Below are 25,010 nucleotides of genomic sequence, written 5' to 3' on the forward strand. Positions count from 1 at the left end.
TTAAACACTAAAATATAACCATTTACATATAGTGTTTTTTAATAATATATTATATATTTACGCTGTGTAAGTTTTGGTTATTAAATGTAAAATTCGTTTTTGCTCGTGAAAAGTCACGAGCAATTTTTTTTAAGCACCCAACATCCCCGGAAAAACCAGATTCCCTGGTTTTCCAATTCAATAAATTAAATTCTCTTCTTGAATTTTAACGCACGAATCCATTTTATTATACGCTTATTTCTGGCTTAAATAGTGGCCCTTTGATTCTCCTATACTAATACTACCAAGCATTCGTTAAAGCTTTCCTGCTTTTAATTTAAAGTACTTCTAAATTAAATTCAAGGCTGCTTGCCTCATACCGATCATTTTTGGCACAGTTCTTGGAATAATTCTAAACGAGTTTTGAGTTTTGGTTATTAAATGAAGATTTGCCCGTATAACTGTATACGGGCTATCTTTTTTAAGGCGGTTCCCTTTTATTTCCTTCCTTATTGTATTTTCGCCTTTTCAAATACTAAACTCCTTTTCCCATGATTATTGGTGTTCCCAAAGAAATTAAAAGCAACGAAAACCGTGTGGCCCTTACCCCTGCGGGTGCTCTCGAATTAAGTAAAAGAGGTCACAAACTTTATATTCAATCGACAGCTGGCGAAGGGAGCGGATTTACGGATCAAATGTATAAAGATGCCGGTGCCTCTATTTTAAATCATATTGAAGAAGTCTATGGTATCGCTGAAATGATAATAAAGGTCAAAGAACCAATAGCTTCAGAATATCCTTTGGTTAAAGAAAATCAACTCATATTCACTTATTTTCATTTTGCTTCTTATGAGCCTTTAACGAAAGCCATGATAGAAAGCGGTGCTATTTGTCTTGCATACGAAACGGTTGAATTGGCCGATCGCAGCCTGCCTTTATTGGTCCCAATGTCTGAAGTTGCCGGAAGAATGGCAATCCAGGAAGGAGCTAAGTTTTTAGAAAAGCCTCAAAAAGGCAAAGGGATCCTGTTAGGCGGTGTTCCAGGTGTTCCACCAGCTAAAGTATTGGTATTGGGGGGAGGCATCGTAGGAACTCAATCTGCAAAGATGGCCGCTGGAATGGGTGCTCAGGTTATTTTACTGGATGTGAGTTTACCTCGTTTGCGTTATTTGGCTGATGTACTGCCACCAAACGTCACTACCATGTATTCCAATGAATTAACCATACGGGAATTGGTCAAAACCCACGATTTAATTGTTGGAGCTGTTTTAATTCCTGGTGCTAAAGCGCCTAGCCTGGTAACTCGCGATATGCTTAAAACCATGCAACCTGGAACTGTGCTTGTTGATGTGGCAATAGATCAAGGGGGTTGTATGGAAACCAGTAAACCAACAACGCATGATGATCCAATTTATATAATTGATGAGGTGGTTCATTATTGTGTAGCGAATATGCCCGGTGCTGTTCCTTTTACCTCAACATTGGCCTTAACAAATGCAACCTTGCCTTTTGCTATTCAATTGGCAGACAAAGGCTGGAAAGCAGCCTGCAAAGACAGCAAACCACTTTCTAGTGGACTGAATGTCGTTCATGGCAAGGTAGTTTATAAGGGGGTAGCCGACGCTTTTGGCTTACCTTATGTCGATGTCAGCCAGGTTCTTTAGAAATTTGCCTAAACAATTTACAAAAAATTTTTTCCTTTAAATACTTGCAGGAACCTAAATGTCGTACTAACTTGAACGGTCATTTATTTTGTTCACATTTAAACCAATACCTATGAATATAACCTTGGATGAGCTCCGCACAATTAAACACAATTTACCTACCGGAAGCATTCGTAAAATTGCGGATGAATTAAATCTGGATGAACAGGTTGTGCGAAATTACTTTGGAGCGCATCATCTTGAAAACAGCGGCAATCATATTCAGCCCGGTCCAAATGGAGGGATCGTTCACATTGAGGATGAACGAATTTTAAATTTAGCAAAAAAACTCATTCAAGAAAACGCCAAACAAAATTAATTAAGTCTTATTACCTTACCTATTTATTGAGGGTTTGCTTTCTTGAACATTAGCAGACCCTTTTTTTTATTCCTTTATTGTAGAAATTTTGAATAGACAACAACAGTTGGATTTATTGAAACTGGCATTCCCAATTATTTTAGGGAATTTGTCTCAAATGATGCTGAATATTATTGATTCAGCCATGGTTGGTCACTTAAGTTATAAACATTTGGCAGCATCATCATTAGTTACCAATATGATTGGATTGCCTTATGTATTATGCATAGGTTTTACCGTAGCTATTTCACCATTAGTTGCAGAATTAAAAGGTGCAAAAAAACCGGAATCTTGTGGAGCACTTTTAAATAACGCATTTTATCTTAATGTTTCAGTAGCTATCTTAACATCTTGGTTACTCTATATTTTTGGAGGAGTTATTTTCCATCTTGGACAAGATCCAGAAGTTGCAAGCCTTGGCCTTCCGTATATGAATTGGATGCTTTGGTCAATTGTTCCTATGACCGTATTTCTAAGTATAAAACAATTTTGTGATGGTTTAAATTTTACAAAAATTCCTATGATTCTTTCATTGGCATCCATCCCTATGAATGCATTTTTAAATTATTTACTTATTTATGGGAATTATGGTTTCCCAAAAATGGAATTGGTTGGTGCCGGTGTAGCAACATTTATTACCCGGATTTTCATAGCGCTTGCATTGGGTATCTATGTTTTGTATCACTCACGATACAAAATATATCAGCTTAGTAATCGCACCATTGACCGATTGCAATTACAAAAAATCTCTCGTCTTGCATTACCCAGTGCGTGGCAATATGTAAGTGAAATTGGAGCGTTTGTCGTATTGGGTATTTTAGTCGGTTGGTTTGGCGCAACCCAACAGGCAGCGCATCAGGTATCACTTTCTGTTGCAGCTTTGACCTTTATGGTGTCTATCGGGTTATCCACTGCAGGTTCAATTAAAGTAGGTGAAGCCTTTGGCATGAAAGACATTCACCTGGTCCGAAAAATAGGGGTTTCTGTTTTACAGTTTTCAGCAATTTATGGCAGTATTTGTGCAGTGTTTTTTATAATTTTCAGAAATCAAATTCCTTATCTGTTTACATCCGATCCAGAGGTCATACATCACGCGGCGTTGTTGTTTTTATTTGCAGCAGCGTTTCAATTAGGTGATTCCATTCAAGCAGTTGGGATTGGTGTTTTGCGAGGAATTCAAGATGTTAAGCTGCCTACGATTTACACCACCTTGTGTTATTGGTTTGTAGGGATTCCCATTGGTTATTTTTTAAGTGTAGTACTCAATTGGCAAGTTTCAGGTGTTTGGACTGGATTTATCGTATGCCTTAGCAGCATGGCATTCTTATTATATCGTCGCTTTCTTCGAATTACCAGTTCATTTAATTGAACTATACCATTGGATTTGTTACTTGTAATATCTTTCTTTCTATTTGATTTTTTAAAATTCGATCTAGGATTCTTTTAGACCAATATAATGTCAGCTATAGATAATATTCACGTGTTAAAACAGAATACTCCTTACTGCGCATTCCGTTTTCATCATATAAAAACAACTCAAATTCTGTATATACTGTTTTAGCGTTAGTGAATTCCAATAAGACTCGATTTGTTTTTGAAGACTGCTTATTTCGAACCTTTAGAACTCTCGACAAATATAAGTCCACATTTTGCATTTGATTGACAATCATGTCTGAACCAACAGCTGGCAAAACCAAACTGATTTTACCATTTGGATTTAAACGAGCTTTAGCAATTTTTACTAAAAGTGGAAAACTTAATGTCAGCTGATGGCGTGCCCTGTTTTTATCGACATTGGGAGACAATAACGAATCCACAAAGAAAGGTGGATTGCATATAATTTGATCGAATCGATCTTCGAGTTGTTGATTTGATTTGGAATCTATAAGTTCTTCAGCATTTAAACAAATCGCATCCAATTTGGAATGCCAGGGAGATTGTTCAAAATTGTACATTGCACATTGTATTGAATTCTTATCACTGTCTAATGCAATAATGTGTGCATGGGCAGCAGCTTTTTGAGCAGCCATTAATGATAAGATACCACTACCTGTGCCAATATCAAGAATTTTAGCTGCCTGATCAAGTTGAATCCATGATCCCAATAATACCGCATCCGTAGTAACCGGAAAAACCCCGGGACTTACAAAAACCGCAAATTGTTTAAATCTGAATGCCTCCTTTGTAAAATCCAAGGCCATTAAGGCGTAATATCATTCAGACTTCTGATAGAAATTTGTTTGGCTTGCGCTGCCCCACCCTGATTCACAACTCCAACTATTTTGACTACACTTGTTTGAAAATTAGTGCTTGCAAAACTTGCCTGTGTACGCGTATAAAGATCCATAGTACCGGATCCGTCATTGAGCGTGCAGGTACCGGAAAATGTGGCACCACTTGCTTTGGTAATTGTAACTCCTATAATTTCAACTAAAGTAGATTCCAGTGCTTCAAAGTTCTGAAGAATCTGATTGATCGAATACCGCGTTGGCAACACCACATTGGTTCCAATTTTTTTAGCATTTGCCAATGGTACATTATTGACTTCTAGTAATCCCGAAAACTCAGACAACTCCTGTGATGATATATCAATTTCCAAATCATCTCCCACCACGAAATTGTGGTCAGCTGTAAATCGAACAACCATTCCACCACTACTATCTTGTATGTGAATGTTTTTAGTTGTGGTGCTGCCATTGGAGACATCACTGATTACACTTGCATGAATTTTTCGATTCGCCGGGACACTGGTTGTTGTGCCTAAAAATAAAGACCGAACTGTACGCAAACTTATAAAAATTGGTGTACCTCCACCTCCTCCACCACTCACATCGGTTGAATTGCGCATGGTTAATTGCATGTCTTTATTTGCACCACCTTGAGTCACCATGGCTAATAGCTTGATGCTACCCGTTGGAAAATTCTCGTTTGCAAATAGAGCTTGGGTTCTTGTAAACAACAGCATACTCCCAGTCCCATCACTCAAATTACATGAACCAGAAAAAGTAGCAGAACCCGATTTGCTAATTGTAACATTGGATACTTCAACGAGGCTTGACTCGAGGTTTTCAAAATTTGCGATTATTTCTGAAAGCGTTTTAGCTTGAGGAACCATATTACCCGTACCGATTTTGGCTGCATTGGCATTGTCAACATTGTTGATCTGCAACAATCCATCAAACTCAGAAATTTCCTGATCAGATACATTAATTTGAAGTTGGTCTCCTAAATTGAAACTGTGATTTGATAAAAATCGAATGGTAATTCCTCCTGTTATATCTTGAATAACAAGGTTTTTGGATGTGGTATTCATGTTTACCCGGTCGCTGATTACCGTACCTACAATTTTTTTATTGGATGGCGCATTTGTAATTGTTCCTGTGAATAATTTTCGCAAATCCAAAATTGAAATCTGCGCTAAATTTCCACCTCCCAGACATGGATCGTTTGTAAATTGAACATCAGTTAAATTTCTTATATAGAGCTGGGCATCAGATTGGTATTTGCTCAATATTGCCGTAATGCTTCCATTTTTAGATGGCACCGCAGTTCCAGCAAAATCAGCAAAATTGCTGGTGCGCAATAAGATTTCGTTTTTATTGCAATCCGTTAATGTATGGTTGACTGAAACTTTAGCTACCACATCTGCATAGGTCGTACCCGTATCGCTTCGCGCAAATTCAATATTATCTAACTGGATTAAAGTACTTATATCTTGTGCAGTTAACGTACTTATTGTTTTTTTCTTAGCAACGATGTTTTGATTTTTAGGTCCTTTAAATACGTATTTGTCAATTAGCACATCTTCAATTCCTGACAAATTTGTATAGTTTCCATTTATATAGGTACCCAATCCTAATTGAATCAATCCATTGTAATCTCCTATCGTCAAACCCTTGCATTTTAATCCAATTTTCATACCTACAGGAAAATCTGTATAAATGCCTGTTCGATTTAATTTTAATTCAATCCCGCCTGTTGAATCTTGAATCACGATCGTTTTATAAAAATTGCCACTTTTATCATCGGCTACTACTGTCGCGTGAATTAAAAAATCGTTTGTGATCGTTGTAAATTTTCCAGACACATATTTTGATTTTAATTCTGCAATGGAAGAATTAGGATCAAATCCAATTTCTTCCACAGGCTGAGGTGGTTTATCAAAATCTCGATCCAGACATGCAGTAAATCCTAATAATCCTAATACTAACAAAGCGCTGTATCTTTTTATAAAATTCATATATTCAAATTTAATTAAATTCATTATAAATTATAATCTCCAACTCAATCCACAGAAATAGTTAATCCCCTGCAAATAATAATACTTTGAAGGAAACTTATCGGGATTTTTTTCAGCATAGTCAAATCGGTATTGCTCGAATCCTCCAGAAATCAAATTTTGTCTATTTAATAAATTGTTGACACTGCATGTCAATCCAAAATCCTGATTCAATAGTTTAAATCCTTTATATAAAAACAGGTTGATATAAAATGCTTCTGGCAGTTTTTCCTGGCTAATTATTTTATTAAATTGGATACCGGCAGGATCCAAATCGGCTACAGCTTGCGGGATACGACGCAATGGATTCGGCTCCAGATATTGATCGCTTAAATAATTAAAACTCAAGGTAGCAAAACCGTTTCGCTTAAAATTATACTTTAGTACAATAGATCCAGCTTGCATTGCACTTGCTGGAACATAAAAATTCTTTAAGTAAATAGTATGCTTCCCATTGCTGGAACTAAATTTATCAAACAATAACATTTCAGGACGTGATGTATAGATAGCATCTCCTAATGAATAAATTCCCGAAATCACAAAGCCTCTTCCTATTTTATATTCAACAGACGACTCAATGCCTAAATGCCTTTGGTCAAGTTTTGTATAAAACGCATTAATCAATCCCCCATCCGCTAAATCAACGTTGCCTGATGCTTCTAATTGCTCGTCTAAAAGAAGTTTTTATTAATAATTTGGTCTTTATAATTTAAAGCATACGCTGTGCATTCAATTTTAATTTTGGGGCTTTTATAAAAATAACTTAAATCTGCCGCTTGAACTTTGGTTTGATTGGTTTCCTTCAAAACATTTGCGTTCCATTCTGGATTAACAAATGTTTGATCAAACCGATTTGGTAATTTTTGGTATGCCAGATTTATTCGGAAATAATTTCGACCATTGATTTTCCAGGTAAGCATTGTTTTTGCTGCATATCCCGTTTGATTTATTCTATCCGATTTTCCTAGAGAATTGGGATTGATTGCATTTAGAAAAAATCCTTCCCGGTAGAATGAATGAAAATCAGTAGAAATTCCAGCATTAAAATCCCACCTTTTGCCATAATAATTGTAATCCGTTATAACAGATTGATTCAAATGATGTGATTTATAATGATATCCATAAATTTCACCTTCTCGTATAATGTGATTGGGATAACGAACATCCGGATTTTGAAAACTGGGGTTATCAATAAAATCTTCCGCATCAAGCAGAAAATCTGCACCCAATAAATCCGTTAATTCTAGATAATTATCAAGACTTCCAGCCCGTAAACGGTATTTTAAATTAAAAAGATGGCGTTTTAAATTCCAGTTCAGTTTGCCAAAAAACTGCAATTCTTCCGGATCTGCGTGTCTTTCATTTAACCAATAAGTGGCCCTGTTTCCAGAAACTGTATTCCCATTAACTCCATTTGCATGTTCAATGGTTGAATAATTTGAATAGTTGGATTGATATAAACGAGTCCAATTGATTTGCCGAACATTGACATTTTGTTCCCATGCTTCCCAAACGCTTGCTCCAACCAAACTGTCTTCAATATAGGAAGGTAATTTTTGATAATAATCAGGCCTTGGATCCGGTGCATTGTACCAATCCAATTGACTGTCAGAGCGCTTTCCTTTTATTCCTAGTAAACCTGATTCAAAATGGATTGACTCATTTACATTCCACAGATAATTCAGCATTGCCATTGGAATTTTTGAACTTGCAGTCCTTGAATTTCGAATTTCACCCTCTTGTAGCCCCCAATATGAATTGTAATAATTATCCTTTGCCAAAGCATAAACTTCTTTGGTTGCTGGGCTAGCCTTCCCTCGCTCAACGGGTGCATTTACTGCTAAAAGACTAAGTGTATGATGCCTTCCAATGTTTTTTGAAATACCAAGATAGGCTCCCCAAGCATCATAATAACTACCTGGTATATAAGCTTCTTGTGCCCAACGACGGTTTAAACCAGCAACTAAAAACCAATTGTTATTAAGTGCACCAGATACATAATGGACATCCATTTTATGTCTATATGCCCGATTGGATTCAGCGTATCGAACCACCAGCCCCTCTCTGAAATTTGCAGGATTTGCATCAATCCATTGACTTAGTCCTGAACTTCCAAAATCGTAAGGATTGTCTTTAAAGCTGCGATAAGCCTCCCCATAACGAGTTAATAAATTTTGACCTGACAAAAGATTGTATTGAGAATAGCCCGATGCAAGATTTCCAAGTATAAAACCATTGATACCAAATTGATCATATACAGATTGCACAGAACGCAGTCGAAACCGAAACGAACTCCAGTCGAAACTGGCAGCTTCTAAAATCGGATCATCTGATGATGACAATAGGCTATAAACGTCAGAATCATCCGTTTCCTGATCATTTGAACTGGTAGATGTTTCCTGGTCATTGGCCAATCTGCCCGTACTTGAAACCAAATAAAACTCTTGAATGTCTGTATTCCAATCTGTTGCAACCAATTTTATGGAAAATAAGGCAAAGTTTTCTTTGATGATTTCCAAATCTAACAACTGCTCAGGATCATCAAGTGGTATTGAAAAGTAGCCGGATACATCCGAAACAAATTCTTTGTGAGTCGTTTTATCTCTAATAATTGCAGCTCCTACTGGTTCTTGCGTTTGATTATTGACAATTTTTCCCTTTAATACTTGGCTAAAACTTGATCCTGCAAGTAGGATGGAAATAAATACAATTAAATATGACTTGATGAACACTATTTGGGAATGCATTATTTCCGCTTTTTGTTACTTTGTGTAAGAATAAACCACCTCAGGTTTTAAATAACAAAATTAGCATGATATTTCGATACTTTTACTGTACGCTCTTTTTTCTATTCTTGCACTCCCCTTTAACTGAACTTTCCGGCCAACAGATCGGTATCGGATTCTATAATTTGGAAAACCTGTTTGATGTTTTTGATGACAGTCTTACGATAGATGAAGAATTTACACCCAATGGATTAAAAAACTGGACTCCTAAAAAGTACCAGGACAAAATAGGCAAAATGGCGAGGGTGATTCATGCTATGGAAACGTCACGTAAACAAGTCCCTTTGATTATAATTGGGGTATGTGAAATTGAAAACAGAACGGTATTAGAAGATTTAGTTCAAAATGAACAAATAAGTTCTAGTTATTATAAAATAGTACATCATAATTCCAATGATCCAAGAGGCGTTGATGTCGGACTTTTATATCGTGCGGACTACTTTACGGTCCTCCAGTCTAAATCAATTAAAATACCCTTATTTGAAAGAGACAGCAGTCCAAGATTAACCCGTGATATCTTATTGGTTAAAGGCAAACTTGGAAGCCAGATGCTTTATGTACTCGTCAATCATTGGCCATCCCGGAGAGGAGGTGAAGTTTTAACAACACCCTATCGAATTATTGCGGCACAGTTAAACAAACATTTAGCGGATTCTATCTTGCAATTGGATCCTACGGCTGGAATAATCATTATGGGAGATCTCAACGACAACCCAGATGATATCAGTTTAATGAAGGGATTAGAGACTGAAACACAAATTAATCAATCAAGAAATACAGCTTATTTTAACCCATTTTATGCTAATTATAAAAATGGCGAAGGATCTACTGCATATGATGATAGCTGGAACCTTTTTGACCAAATGATACTTTCTGGTTCACTGTTAAAGAAATCCATTCAAAATTACCATTACACAGATCACCAAATTTTCAGAAGGGCATTTATGCTTGAAAAGAATGGGCATTTTCGCAATTACCCTAAACGGACCTTTTCAGGAAATCAATATATAGGTGGATTTAGCGATCATTTTCCTGTTATCTGTTATTTTGATAGATAAATTGGGTGTGAATGGATGACTCTTTTATATTTCAACTGAATCCAGAACATCATTATGTTTTGGATCAATTGGATTCACTGAAAGGCTGTTTGTTTCTAACCGGAAGAGCCGGAACTGGTAAATCCAGTTTGATTCAGTTATTTAAAAAATTGAATGCTAAACGGGTCATTTACCTTGCTCCTACAGGGGTAGCTGCTGTTCAAATTAAAGGTCAGACCATCCATAGCTTTTTTAAATTTCCCCCAGGATGGATCCGCCAATCTGATTATAAAATCCTCCCTAAAAAGTTCGTTGAACAGATCGATTTAATTTTTATAGATGAAATTTCAATGGTGCGTGCAGAACTATTGGACCATATTGATCAATTGCTTCAACTTTCGATCGGAAATAAGAAACCATTTGGAGGAAAAGCAATGTTGTGGTGTGGTGATTTATTTCAATTACCACCTGTTGTTAGTACCAGTTTTGAAAAAGATTATTTTCAGAATGAATATGCGAGTCCTTATTTTTTCTCGGCTAAAGTCTTTAATCAGATTGAATCATTTGAATTAATTGAACTGAATCGCATTTACAGACAATCAGATCCTTACTTTATTAAATTATTGGAAAAGATTCGAATGAATGATCTGGATTCCGATGAGCTTGAAGAAATCAACGAACTTTGTTGCAACCCCAAGGAAGAAACAGACGTATTGCAAATCCACTTATGCACCACCAATGCATCTGCAAACCGAATTAATATGGAACGGTTGCAGGCATTAGAGGATGTACCTAAAATTTATAAGGCAAAAATAAAAGGCCAAGTGCAATTAAATCAATACCCTGGTGAAGAGCAATTGATTTTAAAAGTTGGAGCACAAGTGGTTTTTACCAGAAATGATCCGACTAAGCGTTTTGTCAATGGAAGTTTGGGAGTTGTTTTGAGTTTGAATGAAAACTCAATTGAAATAGAAATGGAGAACAAACGAATTGAACTGGAAGCATTTACATGGGAAATAATTAAATACAAGCTTTCACCAGGAAAAAATAAAGACCTGGAAACTGAAGTTGTTGGCCATTTTATTCAATTTCCAATAAAACTTGCCTGGGCAATCACCATTCACAAAAGTCAAGGCAAAACATTTGAACACATCGCGATTGAAATGGGATCAGGTGCCTTTGAATTTGGACAAGCCTATGTAGCCTTTAGTAGGTGTAAAAGCCTGCAAGGCATCCAATTAAAACAAAAGCTACGCTGGCAGGACATCCGAACCGACGAACGAATTATTGATTTTTTAAGACAGCATACGTAAAAGAAAGCATGAATTGAATCATTATATCCTAAGAATTAAATTAGATTATTTAAATTTGAGCGATTCAACATAAAAAATATGTCAAAACATCAACGCACTTCAAAACCAGGCAACTCACACGGAGAACGCAAATTTTTTTATGTGATAATTGTCATTGCAGTAATCCTAATGCTGTTAATGTATTGGATGTTTAGTGCAAGTTAATTTTGAAGTTAAATCTAGATATCCGCTATCCTAGTCCCAGGCCTTGGCTTGAAGCTGTTCTAGCTGATTTTAATTCATTTTTAATCGATCATGCTGATTGTGAACGCAAAGCATCGGCTATGGCTCTTAGTTTTGTTGCCAAATATCCAAATCGAACGGAAATAATTCCTGAATTAATTGAAACAGCCCTTGAAGAATTGGAGCATTTTAAAATGGTCTATCATCTCATGCAACAAAGAGGGATTCAATTGCCGAGCGGAATGGCTAAAGATCCGTATATATCCGAATTATTAAGCAACACCCGAACCGGACTTGAAGAACGATTTTTAGATCGTTTACTGATCGCTTCCGTTGCAGAAACACGTGGTGCTGAGCGTTTTCGTTTAATTGCCGAACAACTTGAAGATGAAGATCTTAAAAAGTTTTACAAAATGCTATGGACTTCTGAAGCAAAGCATGGACATATCTATGTCAAAATGGCTTTGAATTACTTTCCGGAAGACACCGTGTATTTATGGCTTGATCGTTGGACTGATATTGAGTCTGAAGTCATCAGAAATTTAGAAATTCGTGCTGCTTTACATTAAATTCCATTTAAATGCATGAACATTACATTGTACCCGTCCTATCTACGCAATGGTTTTGGGGATTGTTGTTTAGTCTTATCGTTTATGGCTTGCTTTTATGGGCTGGGATGTATGCAAAGCAGAATGGATTTGAAGAAAAATACAGGTATTTCCTTGCTGGCATTTTTATAATTAGGGAAGTCTATTTATTTGCCTATATCTTTCAAATGGGCCAATTTACAGTTCAAGATTCATTGCCCTTGCATTTATGTAATATCTCCTATATTTCACTGATTATCGTATTAATAAAACCCAATTATTTTTTGTTCGAGTTTATCTTGATGTTAGGGCTTGCAGGAGCCTTACAGAGTTTGATCACTCCAGAGTTAACACATGGTTATTCGGACTATTTCTTCTTAGATTATTATTTCAGCCACAGTGCCATCATATTTGTGCCACTTTATGCACTAATCGTATTAAATATGAAACCTAGAGATCGCTCCTGGCTTCGTGTTTTTTGCTTTGGAAATCTGGTTTTAATTGCGGTTTATTGTCTCAACTTGTTGTTTAATTCCAATTACATTTATCTAATGGAGGCTCCAAAAGCCAATAACCCCTTGATTTTACATCCATATCCTATGCATTTGATAGGTTTTGAAGTATTTGGGTTTTTACACATAGTATTTATATATTGGTTAAGTCGAAAATATTTCATACCCAAAACAATTTAAATTATTGTAAATGCTACAAGCTATTTCTCCTTTGGATGGTCGATATGAAAACAAAATCAAAGATCTTGTTGGGTATTTTTCAGAATTTGCTTTGATTCGATATCGGGTATTGGTTGAAATAGAATATTTCATTCATCTAAGTTCAACGCTTGATTCAAAATATCAATTAACCCCCGGTCAATGCATCCAACTAAGATCCTTATACGAAGATTTTACATTAGAACAAGCTGCACAAATTAAGAAAATTGAAACCACTACAAATCATGATGTTAAAGCAGTTGAGTATTTTATTAAAGATGCATGTGAATCATTTGGTCTTACTTCACAAATTGAATTGATTCATTTCGGATTGACCTCCCAGGACATCAACAATACAGCCATTCCGATGTCCCTTCGTGACTTTACAGAACGGTTTTTCCTGGAAAAATTAAGAGGTTTAAAAGACCGTTTGGATGCAATGGCACAAACGTGGAAACACGTGCCTATGCTTGCAAGGACCCATGGTCAGGCTGCAAGTCCCACAACAGTTGGCAAAGAACTAAAGGTCTTTTCAGAACGACTTGCAAAACAAATTAATACACTTTCTCAATTTGAATATTCTGGTAAATTTGGTGGCGCTACTGGAAATTTCAACGCGCACGTTGCAGCCTTCCCGTCAATTGACTGGGCCGCATGGGCTGATCTGTTTTTGAGCGAACAATTAAAATTAAAGCGCCAACAGCATACTACACAAATTGCCCATTATGATGAGCTAGCTGAATGGATGCAGCTATTGATTCGTATTAATTCAATCCTTCTTGATTTTTCAAGGGATATCTGGATGTATATTTCGATGGAATTTTTTGGGCAAAAAACAATAGAAGGAGAAATAGGATCTTCTGCTATGCCACATAAGGTAAATCCTATTGATTTTGAAAATGCCGAAGGTAATTTAGGGGTTTCCACTACCTTAGCATCCCATCTTGCCGAGAAACTGCCCGTTTCCAGATTGCAACGAGATCTTACAGACAGCACCGTTTTACGAAATATAGGCGTACCCATTGCTCATACATATATTGCAATTGACTCCTTGCAAAAAGGCATCCATAAACTCGTTTTGAATGAATCCATTTTATTAGAGGAATTAAATGACAATTGGGTAATCCTGGCTGAAGCCATCCAAACCATTTTGAGAAGAGAATCTTACAAAAATCCTTATGAAGCACTCAAAACTTTGACAAGAGGTAAACAAAAGCTAACTAAAGAGGATCTGCACAATTTTATTGATCTATTGGATGTAACGGATTCAATAAAAACAGAATTGAAAGCATTAAGACCTGAAGCTTATACAGGAAATGCCGGCAAATTATTTTGAATTTAAAATTGCATAAATTCCCAACAATACAAATACGATCAATAGGATGATTATAGCCATTAAATAATTCTGATAACTTGACTTTTCTTCCTCTTGTTGTTGCTCCTTATTGGTTGGTTTTGTTTCGTTTTGACTCATCGTATTTGTATATAATTGAATGCGTTGATATTTTTTAAAATTTTCAGGATCAGCTGCCAACCAAGCTTCGATGTATGCTTTTTCTGCTTCTGAACACTGGCTTTTTGCATAGTTCCACAAAAGTTCTTCTCCTGGTTCTATAGCCATTTTACTCAGTTGTATAAAAATTCGCCTAATTCTGATTGAATAAGTACTTCCGGCTGAGCTGCTTTTTCGACAAATCCAATAATTCGTGCTTCAATATTAAATTCAGCAGCCAATTTAATGAGTGCTTCGGCACTTGCTGCATTGCTGTAAACCTCCATTCGATGACCCATATTATAAACTTCATACATTTCTTGTGGACTACACAGGGATTGTGCACGAATCAATTCAAATACAGGTGGAATCCGGAATAAATTATTTTTTACAATTCGCAATGGATCGATAAATTTTTTAACTTTTGTTTGAGCGCCTCCTGTGCAATGTATAATACCATGAATAGCGTCTCTGTGATTTTTAACAAAGGATCGCAAAAGTGGTAAATAGGTTCTTGTGGGGGAAAGCAATAAATCCCCTACCCGGTAAGAGGTATTGCTGAAAACAAATTGATCGGACAATTTATAAGATCCTGTATAGATGTAGTCCTTCTCTGTTTGTGGAGCATAAGATTCTTCTGTCAATGAATAGTCTTTTTTGAGAACATCATGCCTGGCTGCTGTTAGGCCGTTTGATCCAATTCCACTATTATAATTGGATTCGTAAATTGATTGCCCAAATGATGCAAGTCCAACAATTAAATCTCCGTCAGAAATCTGATTAATAACCAGATCTTTTTTTGGCAATCTTCCAAAAGCAGTTATACCTACATCGATGGTTCTGACAATATCTCCAACATCAGCAGTCTCTCCTCCACCTGAATAAATTTGAATTCCAAAATCCTTCATTTTAGCAATAAACGATTCGGTACCCAATATAATGTGTTCAATGACTTTACCTGGAATGAGGTGTTTGTTTCTACCAATTGTAGATGAAATAATGATATCATCAAAGCATCCGACGCAAGCCAGGTCATCCAAATTCATAACCAAGGCATCTTGTGCAATTCGCTCCCATACACTAAAATCGTTGGATTCCTTCCAATCTAAATAAGCCAAACTAGTTTTGGTACCTGCAGTATCTGCATGAATAAAATTGACAAAATCCAGGTCTGAACCTACATAATCAGGTAAAACTTTACAGAAAGCCCTCTCAAAAAGCCCTTTGTCTAAATTCCGGATTGCATGATGGACATCTTCCTTCCCAGCCGAGACCCCCAAAGATTGGTAGCGTTTTGACATAATGTTGTCAAAGGTAAAAGGAACTAAAGCCGCAACCAAATTCAACTCGAAAAAATACAAAAAAAATCTTGTTATGTATTTGATTATCCATACCTTACGTATTAATCACTTGTGGAATTTTAAAAACTTTCTTTTAAATGAACGAAGCACTCTCATGGATGTTAATTTTGTAATTAATTTAATACAAAGCCCCGTTGTATGAATTTATACCCTATTGAGAAACTTTCAGGTTTAAACAGGGAATCCTTTAAAAAGAATTATTTGGATCCAATGAAACCAGTTGTATTCACAGATCTTATTAATGACTGGCCAGCGAAGGATTTGTGGACTTTTGAATATTTAAAAACTAATTACGGTCATTTAAAGGTACCTATTTACGATAGCAGTTTTAGTAAAGCTGGAAAAAATTATATGAGCTCAACGGGCACCATGAAATTTGGTGACTATCTGGATCTTATTCAGCGTGAACCTACCGAACTTCGAATATTTTTATGGAATATATTTAAGCAAGCACCAGAACTAGCCCAGCATATTAAAATCCCCAACATTATGAATGGATTTTATAATGAATTCCCCTTTATGTTTTTTGGTGGCCAGGGTTCGTATACCAGAATTCATTATGATATCGATTGTTCCCATGTTTTTCTTACACAACTTCAAAACAGGAAACGCGTATTGCTTTTTGATCAGGATCAATCTAAATATTTATACCACATTCCATATACGGTTGCTTGTTTAGTCAATCCCATTGAACTTGATGAGGAAAAATATCCCGGAATTAAACAATTAATAGGATATGAAACCATCCTTGAACATGGTGAAACCCTCTTTATACCTAGTATGTATTGGCATCATATTGAATATACAGACGGCGGCTTTTCCTTATCATTACGGGCTTCCAATTCAATCGGTTTAAAAGCAAAAGGGATTTACAATATTGCCCGACATTTCGCAATAGACCGTGGGATGAATATGATATTGGGAAGCAGATGGATGGATATGAAAATCAAAATGGCAAAACGAAATGCACATCTTGCCTAAAAGCTTGGCATGCATTTTGAAAGTATAATTACAACGAAACCTATTAGTATCTGTTAAAACCAAATTGAGAATCCTTTCCAAATGGAGAGGATTTTTTATTTATTCATTTTTATACTTTGATGTTGAATTGATTCGATATGGATGGCTTCAATTAATGAAAAAATAAATTCTTCACTTAGGTTCATCGTTTTACCAAATAACAGAAACCGCTCTACAATCTCATCCCACCGATCCGGTTGAAAAATGGATATATTAATTTCTTTTTTATTTAGACCTATATGTTCCGCCAATGCCATTCGCTCAGAAAGTAAGACTAAAATTTTTTCATCAATTAAATCAATTTCACTTCGAATTGATTTAATATTCTGATTGAATTTTGAATCAGTGGATTGGACGGATCTTAGAATTAATTTAGAGGCGATCTCCTTTTTGAAAAAAGCTGGAGTCACCTGTTGGTCTGAATCACTTAAAGCAATGGAAGGATTCGGATGAATTTCAACCATCAATCCATCATAATTCAAATCCATTGCAATTTGAGCAATTTCCAACAAATTGTCAGGCTTTCCGCTTATATGGGAAATATCCGCCAAAAGCCGCAAATCTGGAAGACGCCGTTTTAACTCTATTGGAATTTGCCAACGAGGAATGTTCCTGTAAACCGAATTTCCGTAGAAACTAAAACCCCTATGGATTGCAGCAACTGATTTGATTCCCGCTTCTTGAATTCGTTCGATTGCACCTAACCATAAAAAAAGATCTGGATTGATTGGATTCTTTACGAATACAGTCATGGTGCTGCCTTTAAGGGCTTCAGCAATTTCTTGGACATAAAATGGATTAACCGTAGTGCGTGCACCAATCCATACTGCATCAAATCCAGCTTTAGAAACCAGCTCTACATGATGGGGTGTGGCTACTTCAGTACAAATCTTAAATCCATATGTTTTTTTAAGTTCAAGCATCCAATCAATGGCTTGTTCGCCAAATCCCTGAAAATGTCCCGGCCGGGTGCGTGGTTTCCAAATTCCTGCACGAACGTAATCAGGTTTAAACTCCAATAAATCTTTACCCAACTGTAAAAGTTGCTCCGGAGACTCCGCACTGCAGGGTCCTAAAATTAATAATTTAGAAACTTCCTTATCTGCACGATTCGAACTGTTAATATTCATACCTAAAACAACAAATGTAAATGAATTTTGATCGCTGGTTAACTCATATATTCTCATCTTTGTGCTTCCATAATATTCACCCCAGATCCTTAAAATTATACCCGTTTATGAGAAGAATCCTTACTAAATCCATTAAAATGAGTCATTTAAAATGTCCCTTGCTGATCTTGGTTGTTTTCCTGCCATTTATTTCATTTGCTCAAAAATGTAAAACAAGTGCAGAGATTTTAGAGGGAATCAAGAAATTAAATGTTTTAGGATCTGTATTATACATTGCTGCACACCCGGATGATGAAAATACACGTCTAATAAGTTTTTTATCTAAAGACATGAAATTAAATACTGCATATCTCTCACTAACACGTGGAGATGGCGGACAAAATCTTATTGGATCTGAATTGGATGAAAAATTAGGGGTTATTCGTACCAATGAATTGCTGGAAGCTCGCAAAATTGATGGTGGAATCCAATATTTTTCAAGGGCAAATGATTTTGGCTATTCAAAAAATGCAGAGGAAACTTTTACTATCTGGAATTATGATAGTGTATTATGCGATGTGATTCGTGTAATCCGTGAATTTAAACCTGACGTTATTATCAATCGTTTTGATCACAGAAGTAGCGGCAAAACGCATGGCCATCATACAGCTTCAGCAATTTTAGGTTTGGAAGCAGCCAAATATGCAAATAGCCCACTATTTAAAATGGATGCTTTGAAAGGAACTGAGATGCACATTGTTTCCCGGACTTACTTTAATACCTCCTGGTTTTTCTTTGGAGGAAAAGAAAAATTCGATGCCATGGATAAATCTAATTTATACCATTTGGATGTCGGCTCGTATTTACCTGCCTATGGATATTCAAACAATGAAATTGCTGCACAAAGCAGAAGCATGCATAAATCGCAAGGATTTGGTATAAACAGTAGCCGTGGCAGTCAACTTGAGTACTTCGAACGATTAGACCAACAGAAAGATAAATCCTATTCAAACCCCTTTGATGGCCTTGATTTAAGCTGGACGCGCATTAATGGAGGTGGCAATGTAAAACAGCAAATTGATTCGTTGATTCTTGACTATAACATCCAAAAACCTTGGTTGAGCATTCCACGACTCCAAAAAATACAAACATATATTGAAGATTTACCTGAAAACTATTGGACAAAATTAAAATTACAGGAAGTGATTGGTTTGATCCTTGATTGTGCCGGTTTTTATGCTGAAGCAACGACGGATAAAAATATTACAACATTGGGCGACACCTTATCCATTAATGCCGAATGCATTGTTCGGAATCCGATAGAGAGCCGCATCGTTAAATTTAGAATTTCTAATGGTTTAAAAGATAGCTTGATACAATTTCAGTTGTCACCCAATCAAGCTTTGACCTGGAAGACTCGATGTGTTGTTTCTAATTCTATTGGCATAACCAGTCCATTTTGGTTGTGGAATGGAAGACACAGTGGCTATTACAAAGTCGATGCTCTGGAAAATTACAATCGTCCGCTTACAAAGCGCAATTTAACAGCCAGCTTTTATGTAGAAATTTCAAACAAAACATATCAAGTAAATCGTGATATTATCTACAAGAATGACGATCCGGTTTTAGGCGAAGTGCGGCAGAATTTAGATATTTTACCAGGAATCTGCATAAAATCAGCTGATTATCTCCTCATGCCGGAAAACAACCGCGCAATCATAAAACTTAAAGCAAAGGCATATGCCGACAATCAAAACGGTTCATTAAGTTTAAAGATACCAAATTGTATAAACGCTAATCCCTGGTCTCATCAATTTCAATTGGAAAAAAATGGAGATGAAAAAGAATTTGAATTTATAGTTGAATTGGATACTAAATGCAAAGACCTTGTTGAAATTCCCATTTTGATTAACAATGCCGTTTCATTTACTCATGAAATTATAAAATACCCTCACATTCCCTGGCAGAATATTTTATTGCCAGCTACTGTAAAGTTGATCAATAAACCCATTGTCATCAATAAGAAAAAACGAATTGCATATATTGAGGGTGCCGGTGATTTTATCGATGAAGCATTAGAAAAAATGCATTATCCTGTAACAAAAATTAGTCCATCAATGCTAAAAGAGCTTCGGGTTGATCAATACAATGTTTTAATTTTCGGTATCCGTGCGTTAAATACAAATCTTGATTTAAAAACCTGTAAAAACGATTTAATTCGTTACATGAATCAAGGTGGAAAAGTGATTTTTCAATACAATACGACCGCTGAATTAATAACCGACGATTTTGCACCTGATACGCTTGGCATTTCCAGAGATCGTGTTACCGATGAATATGCTCAGGTGCGAATTCTGAATCCAAATCATGCAATATTCAATCAATTTAATAAAATCAATTCAGACGATTTTGACAATTGGGTTCAAGAGCGCGGTTTATATTTTCCTGGAAAATACAGTACTGCTTACGATGAATTGCTGTCAATGTCTGATCCAAATGAAAAAGAACTTCGATCAGGAATCTTAGTTAAAAAAGTTGGTAAAGGATACTTTGTATACAGCTCATTGGCATGGTTCAGACAACTAAAAGCCGGTGTGCCCGGAGCATATAGAATTTTCTCGAATTTAGTCAGTTTTGAGTGATATGTCCAAAGAACCAAACTGGAAAAAACTATACATTCTAGTACTTGTTATGCTTGCATTTTACATAATAATGTTGGGAATTTTTAGTAAGCATTTTAAAATCTGATACAAATTAATGAGTTGGATTGATTGGTTGGTTTTGATTGGCAGTATTGGCTTTATTGTAATATATGGCATTTACAAATCAAAAAAGCAGGCAGATTTAAGCGATTATTTATTAGGCAATCAAGATACGAATTGGTGGAAGGTTGGTTTCGCGGTCATGGCTACTCAAGCCAGTGCCATTACTTTTATTTCTACAACGGGCCAGGGATTTTCTGATGGGATGCAATTTGTGCAATTCTATTTTGGCCTTCCTCTGGCAATGATTGTTATTTGCATCACTTTTATACCAAAGTTTTATCAGCTCAAAGTATTTACAGCATACGAATACCTTGAAAACCGGTTTGATTTAAAAACACGAACGTTTGCTGCAATTATTTTTCTTATTCAACGTGGTTTGGCTGCTGGAATAACACTTTATGCACCTAGCATTATTTTATCGGCATTGTTTGATTGGAATTTGCAATGGACACATATTATTTCCGGTTTATTGGTTATTCTTTATACTGTTTCCGGTGGTGCGAAAGCAGTCACACAAACCCAATTGCAACAGTTGGCAGTTATTTTGATTGGCATGCTTTTTATATTTTTTTATATGATCTATTCATTGCCATCTTCCGTTAACTTTTATGATGCACTTGAAATAGCGAGTTGGGAAGGCAGAACCAATGCCTTGAGCTTTAAACTGGAATACAATAATCGTTATAATTTTTGGGCTGGCATTGCGGGAGGTTTTTTTCTGGCTCTTGCCTATTTTGGAACCGACCAGTCGCAAGTACAAAGATATATCAGTGGAAAAAACATACAGGAAAGCAGAATGGGATTGATTATGAATGGCATATTGAAAATCCCAATGCAAATATTCATCCTATTGTGTGGCGTCTTATTATTTGCCGTTTTTCAGTTTCAAAAAACACCCGTACATTTTAATGAAAAAGTGCTCCACGAATTAACAACAAACCATAAAGATCAATACGTAAGATGGCAAACATTTAATGATTCAATTCACAGGATTTCCGGACAAGCAAATTTCAATCAGTCCAACCAAAGTTTAAAACAACAATTATATGTTCTCAATCAAGATCGAAAAACACTTCAAACAGAAGTCCGAAATTATGTAAAAACCAATTTGCCAAACCAGGAAGCAAATGATCGCGACTACGTGTTCCTTTATTACATCTTACACTATTTACCAAAAGGCTTTATTGGCTTAATGATTGCGGTAATTTTATGTGCCGCCATGTCATCTATATCAGCTGAAATAAATGCTCTTTCCGGAACTACAATTGTTGATATTGCATTAAGGTTATTTCCATTTAGTGATTTACGGAACAGGCCCATATTCTGGTCAAAATGTTTTGCACTTTTTTGGGGTTTGGTTGCCATTGCGTTTGCCCTGTATGCAAATTTATTTGAAAATTTAATTCAATTTATTAACATCATTGGTTCCTTATTTTATGGAACCGTTCTTGGAATATTTTTAACAGGATTTTACTTAAAAAGAATAAAAGGCGGAGCAGTTTTTTATGCAGCATTAATTGCGCAAAGCCTTACATTGATTTTATTTAAATTTTCAGAATTGGGATTTTTATGGTATAATGTGATTGCCTGTTTAACCGTTATGCTGCTTGCATCAATCTTTCAATGGATAAATTTGGATTTGACTAAAAAAAGTAGCCCGGATTCATAATACAAATCCAGGCTTACAGTATTTTAATTTTTAAAAATATTAGTTACTCCATTCTTTTATTGAATCGTCATTCATTTTAACATACTCATCATTTTTTGCCTCAATTGCTTTTGCTTTCGATTTCTGTGCAACTTCAATGGCTTCTGCCTTACGGCCTAATTTTGCAAGAATTAAAGACTCTACACGCAATTTCCAAAACTGAGGATCTAATTGATTGGCAACCTGTATCCATTTTAAGGACATGTTTAAATCCTTATTGTTTTCAAAATAATATCTGGCTGCCTGATAATAATCATTGCTGGAAGGACCTGCCATGACTTTTTCAATGTTTTTCATGACTTTTGTATCTGTGTCAAATCTCAATTTCACTGGAACCAGACTGGTTTCCCAAATGATCATCAAAGTTGCGCTCTCATTGCGAAGTTCATCAAAACCAATTGTAAACGATTCTACTGTATAGGGAATCAATTCAGGCGTAACTTTTACACGAGCAACTTCTTTTGAAACATCATAAGGATCTGGAACTCCAGAAACCGTGATGTCATTGTATAGGATAACTTCCCAGGATTCTTCTCCAGGAATTGATAAAAGCGCATAACTACCTTTTGATACTTTTACCCCTTGCACCTCTAAATCATCGCTAAATGTAATTTTAGTACATGCGTTTGCGCCTGTACGCCAGGTTTTACCATAAGGGACTAAATCCCCGAAAACAATTCGGTTCTTTTTACTTGGACGGGAATATTCTACGGATACGGTTGCAAGCCCGATTTTCTGTTCAATCTTACAAAGGGGACTGGGCGCAGGAGTTGAAACTTGCGCATAACCATTTGCAAATGAACCAATTAACAATAAAATAAGCAGTTTTTTCATATGGATAGTTTTTATTTATAACAGAAATATTTCTAAATGGATGCAAAAAATAGGCTAAAAAATATATTACAAATATTAATAATATGTTATATATTTGCCCTTATTAATACGGCACCGATAAAGGTCCTGTATTAATTCCAAAAACTGATTAAGGAAACTCAAAAAATAAGAAAATGGTAATCGCAACAACATGTGTTCTTTGTTTTTTATTTAGCTGGTTTTTATTGCAAATGAATATTTCAGAGCAAGAACAATAAACCTTATCTGATGTCTAAACGGACAATCAGATTTTCTTTTAACGCTTCATTGAGCTGAAGTATTATTTGTACTTTTTTTAGATTTAACTCATAGCGCAATGGAGCTGAACTCACCCATACCGCAAGCTGTCCATCTTTAAATTGAACTTTAGTGGTATAAACTGCAATGCTTTGGTAACGCTCTTTCCAAATAATTTCGATTCGTTTATTTAAAAGTTTCCCTTTTAAATGACCCTGCTCAGAAAAATTCTTTAACAGGTCCTTTAATTTTGACTCGTGATCACGCATGTCAAGTAAATTGATTTTGAATTATTTCATAAAAAGCCGTTTTTGAAGTCAAGGTTTTTGCTAATTCCTTGACACGATCTATATGGGTGTCCGTTATAAAACATTGTTCAATGTTTTCAGATTCCAACAAAACTAACAATTTCTGAACTCTTACCGCATCCAATTTAGCAAAAATGTCATCTAAAAGAACCACAGGCATTTTCAGACTTTGTGCTCTTAGAAAATCAAATTGTGCCAATTTCATTGACAAAACAAATGTTTTGATTTGGCCTTGAGAACCTTCATGAGAAAGGGACCGGCCATTCATCAGGCATTCCAATTTGTCCTTATGGATACCGTAATTGGTGCCTCCAGTATAAAAATCCAAGGTTCTGGATTTTAAAAGTGTTTCAGAATAATTCGAATCAACGGTAGTATGATACTTGAGATCCAGTTGTTCATCTTTTCCACTAATTCTAATACTGTACTCGTTTAACGCTATCTTAAGATTTGATATAAATTCTGCTCGTTTATTTGCAATGGCTATCCCGGGCGAATCCATCTTGAAATCATAGGTATCTAAAAGTTTAGAATCCAACTTTCCTTGCTTTTTCATTAACTTAAGCGCTGCATTTCGTTGTTTTAACAACCGGGTATAGGTATTTAAATTTTCAAAATAAGTTGAATCAATTTGAATGAGTGTCTGGTTAATAAATTTTCTGCGCTCTTCCCCTTCATGAATAAACTGATAAATTTCATCTGGAGCAATCAATACAACGGGCAATCGACCTAAATGCGATGCCATCCGTTCATCCTTTGTTTCATCCCAGATCACTTCCTTTAATATTCCATGTTTAAATTTGATGCAAAGCGAATGATTTGTTCGTAAATCGGAAATACTGGCTTCAATTCTAAAATAATCTGCCTGGTGGTTTATCAGATCGACATCTTTCGTTTTTCTAAAACTACGTACCATGCAGAAATAATAAATGGCATCCAATAAATTGGTTTTACCGGCACCATTATTTCCAGTAACAAAATGAAAGCCCGGACCTAAATTGACCGTAACATCTTGAAAATTCTTAAAATGCGCAAGCTTAATTTGTTGAAATATCAATCGGATTAACTGTTAATTGGTGAATGGATTTGAAGAGCAAAGCTATCGCTGTCCAGAGAATTTACAGGTTCTTTAAAAGAAGAAACTTCTGAATTCGAGTTGAGGC

Annotated in this window: 21 protein-coding genes; 11 read left to right on the forward strand and 10 right to left on the reverse strand. The window is 35.8% G+C overall.

Annotated features, from left to right (window positions below; genetic code table 11):
• Positions 1–530 precede the first annotated feature (530 nt).
• From ald to IPK91_03195, 3 genes are all read left to right on the forward strand, one after another.
• Positions 531–1,643: an alanine dehydrogenase gene (gene ald, locus IPK91_03185; GenBank protein ID MBK8296292.1), complete on the forward strand. Its 1,113-nt coding sequence runs from the start codon at positions 531–533 to the stop codon at positions 1,641–1,643.
• 112 nt (positions 1,644–1,755) lie between these two features.
• Entirely contained in the window at positions 1,756–2,001 is a 246-nt protein-coding gene (locus IPK91_03190; protein MBK8296293.1) for a DNA-binding protein, read from the forward strand.
• An 88-nt stretch (positions 2,002–2,089) separates the two neighbouring features.
• Positions 2,090–3,409 carry an MATE family efflux transporter gene (locus IPK91_03195; protein MBK8296294.1) on the forward strand — a complete coding sequence of 440 codons (1,320 nt, stop codon included), beginning with the start codon at positions 2,090–2,092 and terminating at the stop codon, positions 3,407–3,409.
• A 94-nt stretch (positions 3,410–3,503) separates the two neighbouring features.
• Here IPK91_03195 and IPK91_03200 read toward each other — a convergent pair whose 3' ends face one another.
• The 4 genes from IPK91_03200 to IPK91_03215 are packed head-to-tail and all read right to left on the reverse strand — an operon-like array spanning position 3,504 to position 9,066.
• On the reverse strand, positions 3,504–4,241 hold the full coding sequence (locus tag IPK91_03200; protein ID MBK8296295.1) for a methyltransferase: 738 nt from the start codon (positions 4,239–4,241) through the stop codon (positions 3,504–3,506).
• Positions 4,241–6,280, reverse strand: coding sequence for a hypothetical protein (locus IPK91_03205; protein ID MBK8296296.1), 2,040 nt, complete (start codon positions 6,278–6,280; stop codon positions 4,241–4,243). Before IPK91_03205 ends, IPK91_03200 begins: the two co-directional genes overlap by 1 nt.
• A gap of 30 nt (positions 6,281–6,310) precedes the next feature.
• Positions 6,311–6,943, reverse strand: a complete 633-nt coding sequence (locus tag IPK91_03210; protein ID MBK8296297.1) for a TonB-dependent receptor — start codon at positions 6,941–6,943, stop codon at positions 6,311–6,313.
• Positions 6,944–6,990: 47 nt separating this feature from the next.
• On the reverse strand, positions 6,991–9,066 hold the full coding sequence (locus IPK91_03215; protein ID MBK8296298.1) for a hypothetical protein: 2,076 nt from the start codon (positions 9,064–9,066) through the stop codon (positions 6,991–6,993).
• A 65-nt stretch (positions 9,067–9,131) separates the two neighbouring features.
• On the opposite strand from IPK91_03215, the gene IPK91_03220 reads away from it, so the two are divergent.
• From IPK91_03220 to purB, 5 genes are all read left to right on the forward strand, one after another.
• Positions 9,132–10,163 carry an endonuclease/exonuclease/phosphatase family protein gene (locus IPK91_03220; GenBank protein MBK8296299.1) on the forward strand — a complete coding sequence of 344 codons (1,032 nt, stop codon included), beginning with the start codon at positions 9,132–9,134 and terminating at the stop codon, positions 10,161–10,163.
• Between the two features lie 11 nt (positions 10,164–10,174).
• Positions 10,175–11,455: an AAA family ATPase gene (locus tag IPK91_03225; GenBank protein MBK8296300.1), complete on the forward strand. Its 1,281-nt coding sequence runs from the start codon at positions 10,175–10,177 to the stop codon at positions 11,453–11,455.
• Between the two features lie 203 nt (positions 11,456–11,658).
• The gene (locus tag IPK91_03230; GenBank protein MBK8296301.1) at positions 11,659–12,246 is read left to right on the forward strand and encodes a tRNA-(ms[2]io[6]A)-hydroxylase; all 588 of its coding nucleotides are present in this window, start codon (positions 11,659–11,661) and stop codon (positions 12,244–12,246) included.
• An 11-nt stretch (positions 12,247–12,257) separates the two neighbouring features.
• Positions 12,258–12,956, forward strand: a complete 699-nt coding sequence (locus tag IPK91_03235) for a TIGR02206 family membrane protein (protein ID MBK8296302.1) — start codon at positions 12,258–12,260, stop codon at positions 12,954–12,956.
• A 10-nt stretch (positions 12,957–12,966) separates the two neighbouring features.
• The gene (gene purB / locus IPK91_03240; GenBank protein ID MBK8296303.1) at positions 12,967–14,310 is read left to right on the forward strand and encodes an adenylosuccinate lyase; all 1,344 of its coding nucleotides are present in this window, start codon (positions 12,967–12,969) and stop codon (positions 14,308–14,310) included.
• Here the strand turns inward: purB and IPK91_03245 are convergent.
• Positions 14,302–14,595 (reverse strand): FecR/PupR family sigma factor regulator, encoded by a 294-nt coding sequence (locus IPK91_03245; GenBank protein ID MBK8296304.1) that lies wholly within the window; start codon positions 14,593–14,595, stop codon positions 14,302–14,304. The genes purB and IPK91_03245 overlap by 9 nt on opposite strands.
• A gap of 5 nt (positions 14,596–14,600) precedes the next feature.
• Positions 14,601–15,767 (reverse strand): phosphoribosylformylglycinamidine cyclo-ligase, encoded by a 1,167-nt coding sequence (locus IPK91_03250; GenBank protein ID MBK8296305.1) that lies wholly within the window; start codon positions 15,765–15,767, stop codon positions 14,601–14,603.
• Positions 15,768–15,965: 198 nt separating this feature from the next.
• Here IPK91_03250 and IPK91_03255 point away from each other — a divergent pair, with 198 nt between their 5' ends.
• Positions 15,966–16,808, forward strand: coding sequence for a cupin-like domain-containing protein (locus IPK91_03255; protein ID MBK8296306.1), 843 nt, complete (start codon positions 15,966–15,968; stop codon positions 16,806–16,808).
• A 95-nt stretch (positions 16,809–16,903) separates the two neighbouring features.
• Here IPK91_03255 and IPK91_03260 read toward each other — a convergent pair whose 3' ends face one another.
• The gene (locus IPK91_03260; GenBank protein ID MBK8296307.1) at positions 16,904–17,977 is read right to left on the reverse strand and encodes a bifunctional 3-deoxy-7-phosphoheptulonate synthase/chorismate mutase type II; all 1,074 of its coding nucleotides are present in this window, start codon (positions 17,975–17,977) and stop codon (positions 16,904–16,906) included.
• Positions 17,978–18,084: 107 nt separating this feature from the next.
• On the opposite strand from IPK91_03260, the gene IPK91_03265 reads away from it, so the two are divergent.
• Together IPK91_03265 and IPK91_03270 are read left to right on the forward strand one after the other, a co-directional pair.
• Positions 18,085–20,598, forward strand: a complete 2,514-nt coding sequence (locus tag IPK91_03265; GenBank protein MBK8296308.1) for a PIG-L family deacetylase — start codon at positions 18,085–18,087, stop codon at positions 20,596–20,598.
• Positions 20,599–20,713: 115 nt separating this feature from the next.
• Positions 20,714–22,390 (forward strand): sodium:solute symporter, encoded by a 1,677-nt coding sequence (locus tag IPK91_03270; protein MBK8296309.1) that lies wholly within the window; start codon positions 20,714–20,716, stop codon positions 22,388–22,390.
• A 39-nt stretch (positions 22,391–22,429) separates the two neighbouring features.
• On the opposite strand, the gene IPK91_03275 is transcribed toward IPK91_03270, so the two are convergent.
• The 3 genes from IPK91_03275 to IPK91_03285 form a co-directional block, all read right to left on the reverse strand.
• Entirely contained in the window at positions 22,430–23,263 is an 834-nt protein-coding gene (locus tag IPK91_03275; GenBank protein ID MBK8296310.1) for a DUF2911 domain-containing protein, read from the reverse strand.
• A 260-nt stretch (positions 23,264–23,523) separates the two neighbouring features.
• Positions 23,524–23,808, reverse strand: coding sequence for a DUF721 domain-containing protein (locus tag IPK91_03280; protein MBK8296311.1), 285 nt, complete (start codon positions 23,806–23,808; stop codon positions 23,524–23,526).
• 1 nt (position 23,809) lies between these two features.
• Positions 23,810–24,904, reverse strand: a complete 1,095-nt coding sequence (locus tag IPK91_03285; protein MBK8296312.1) for a DNA replication/repair protein RecF — start codon at positions 24,902–24,904, stop codon at positions 23,810–23,812.
• Positions 24,905–25,010: the final 106 nt, after the last annotated feature.

The organism is Saprospiraceae bacterium, assembly GCA_016712145.1.
Lineage (GTDB): Bacteria > Bacteroidota > Bacteroidia > Chitinophagales > Saprospiraceae > Vicinibacter.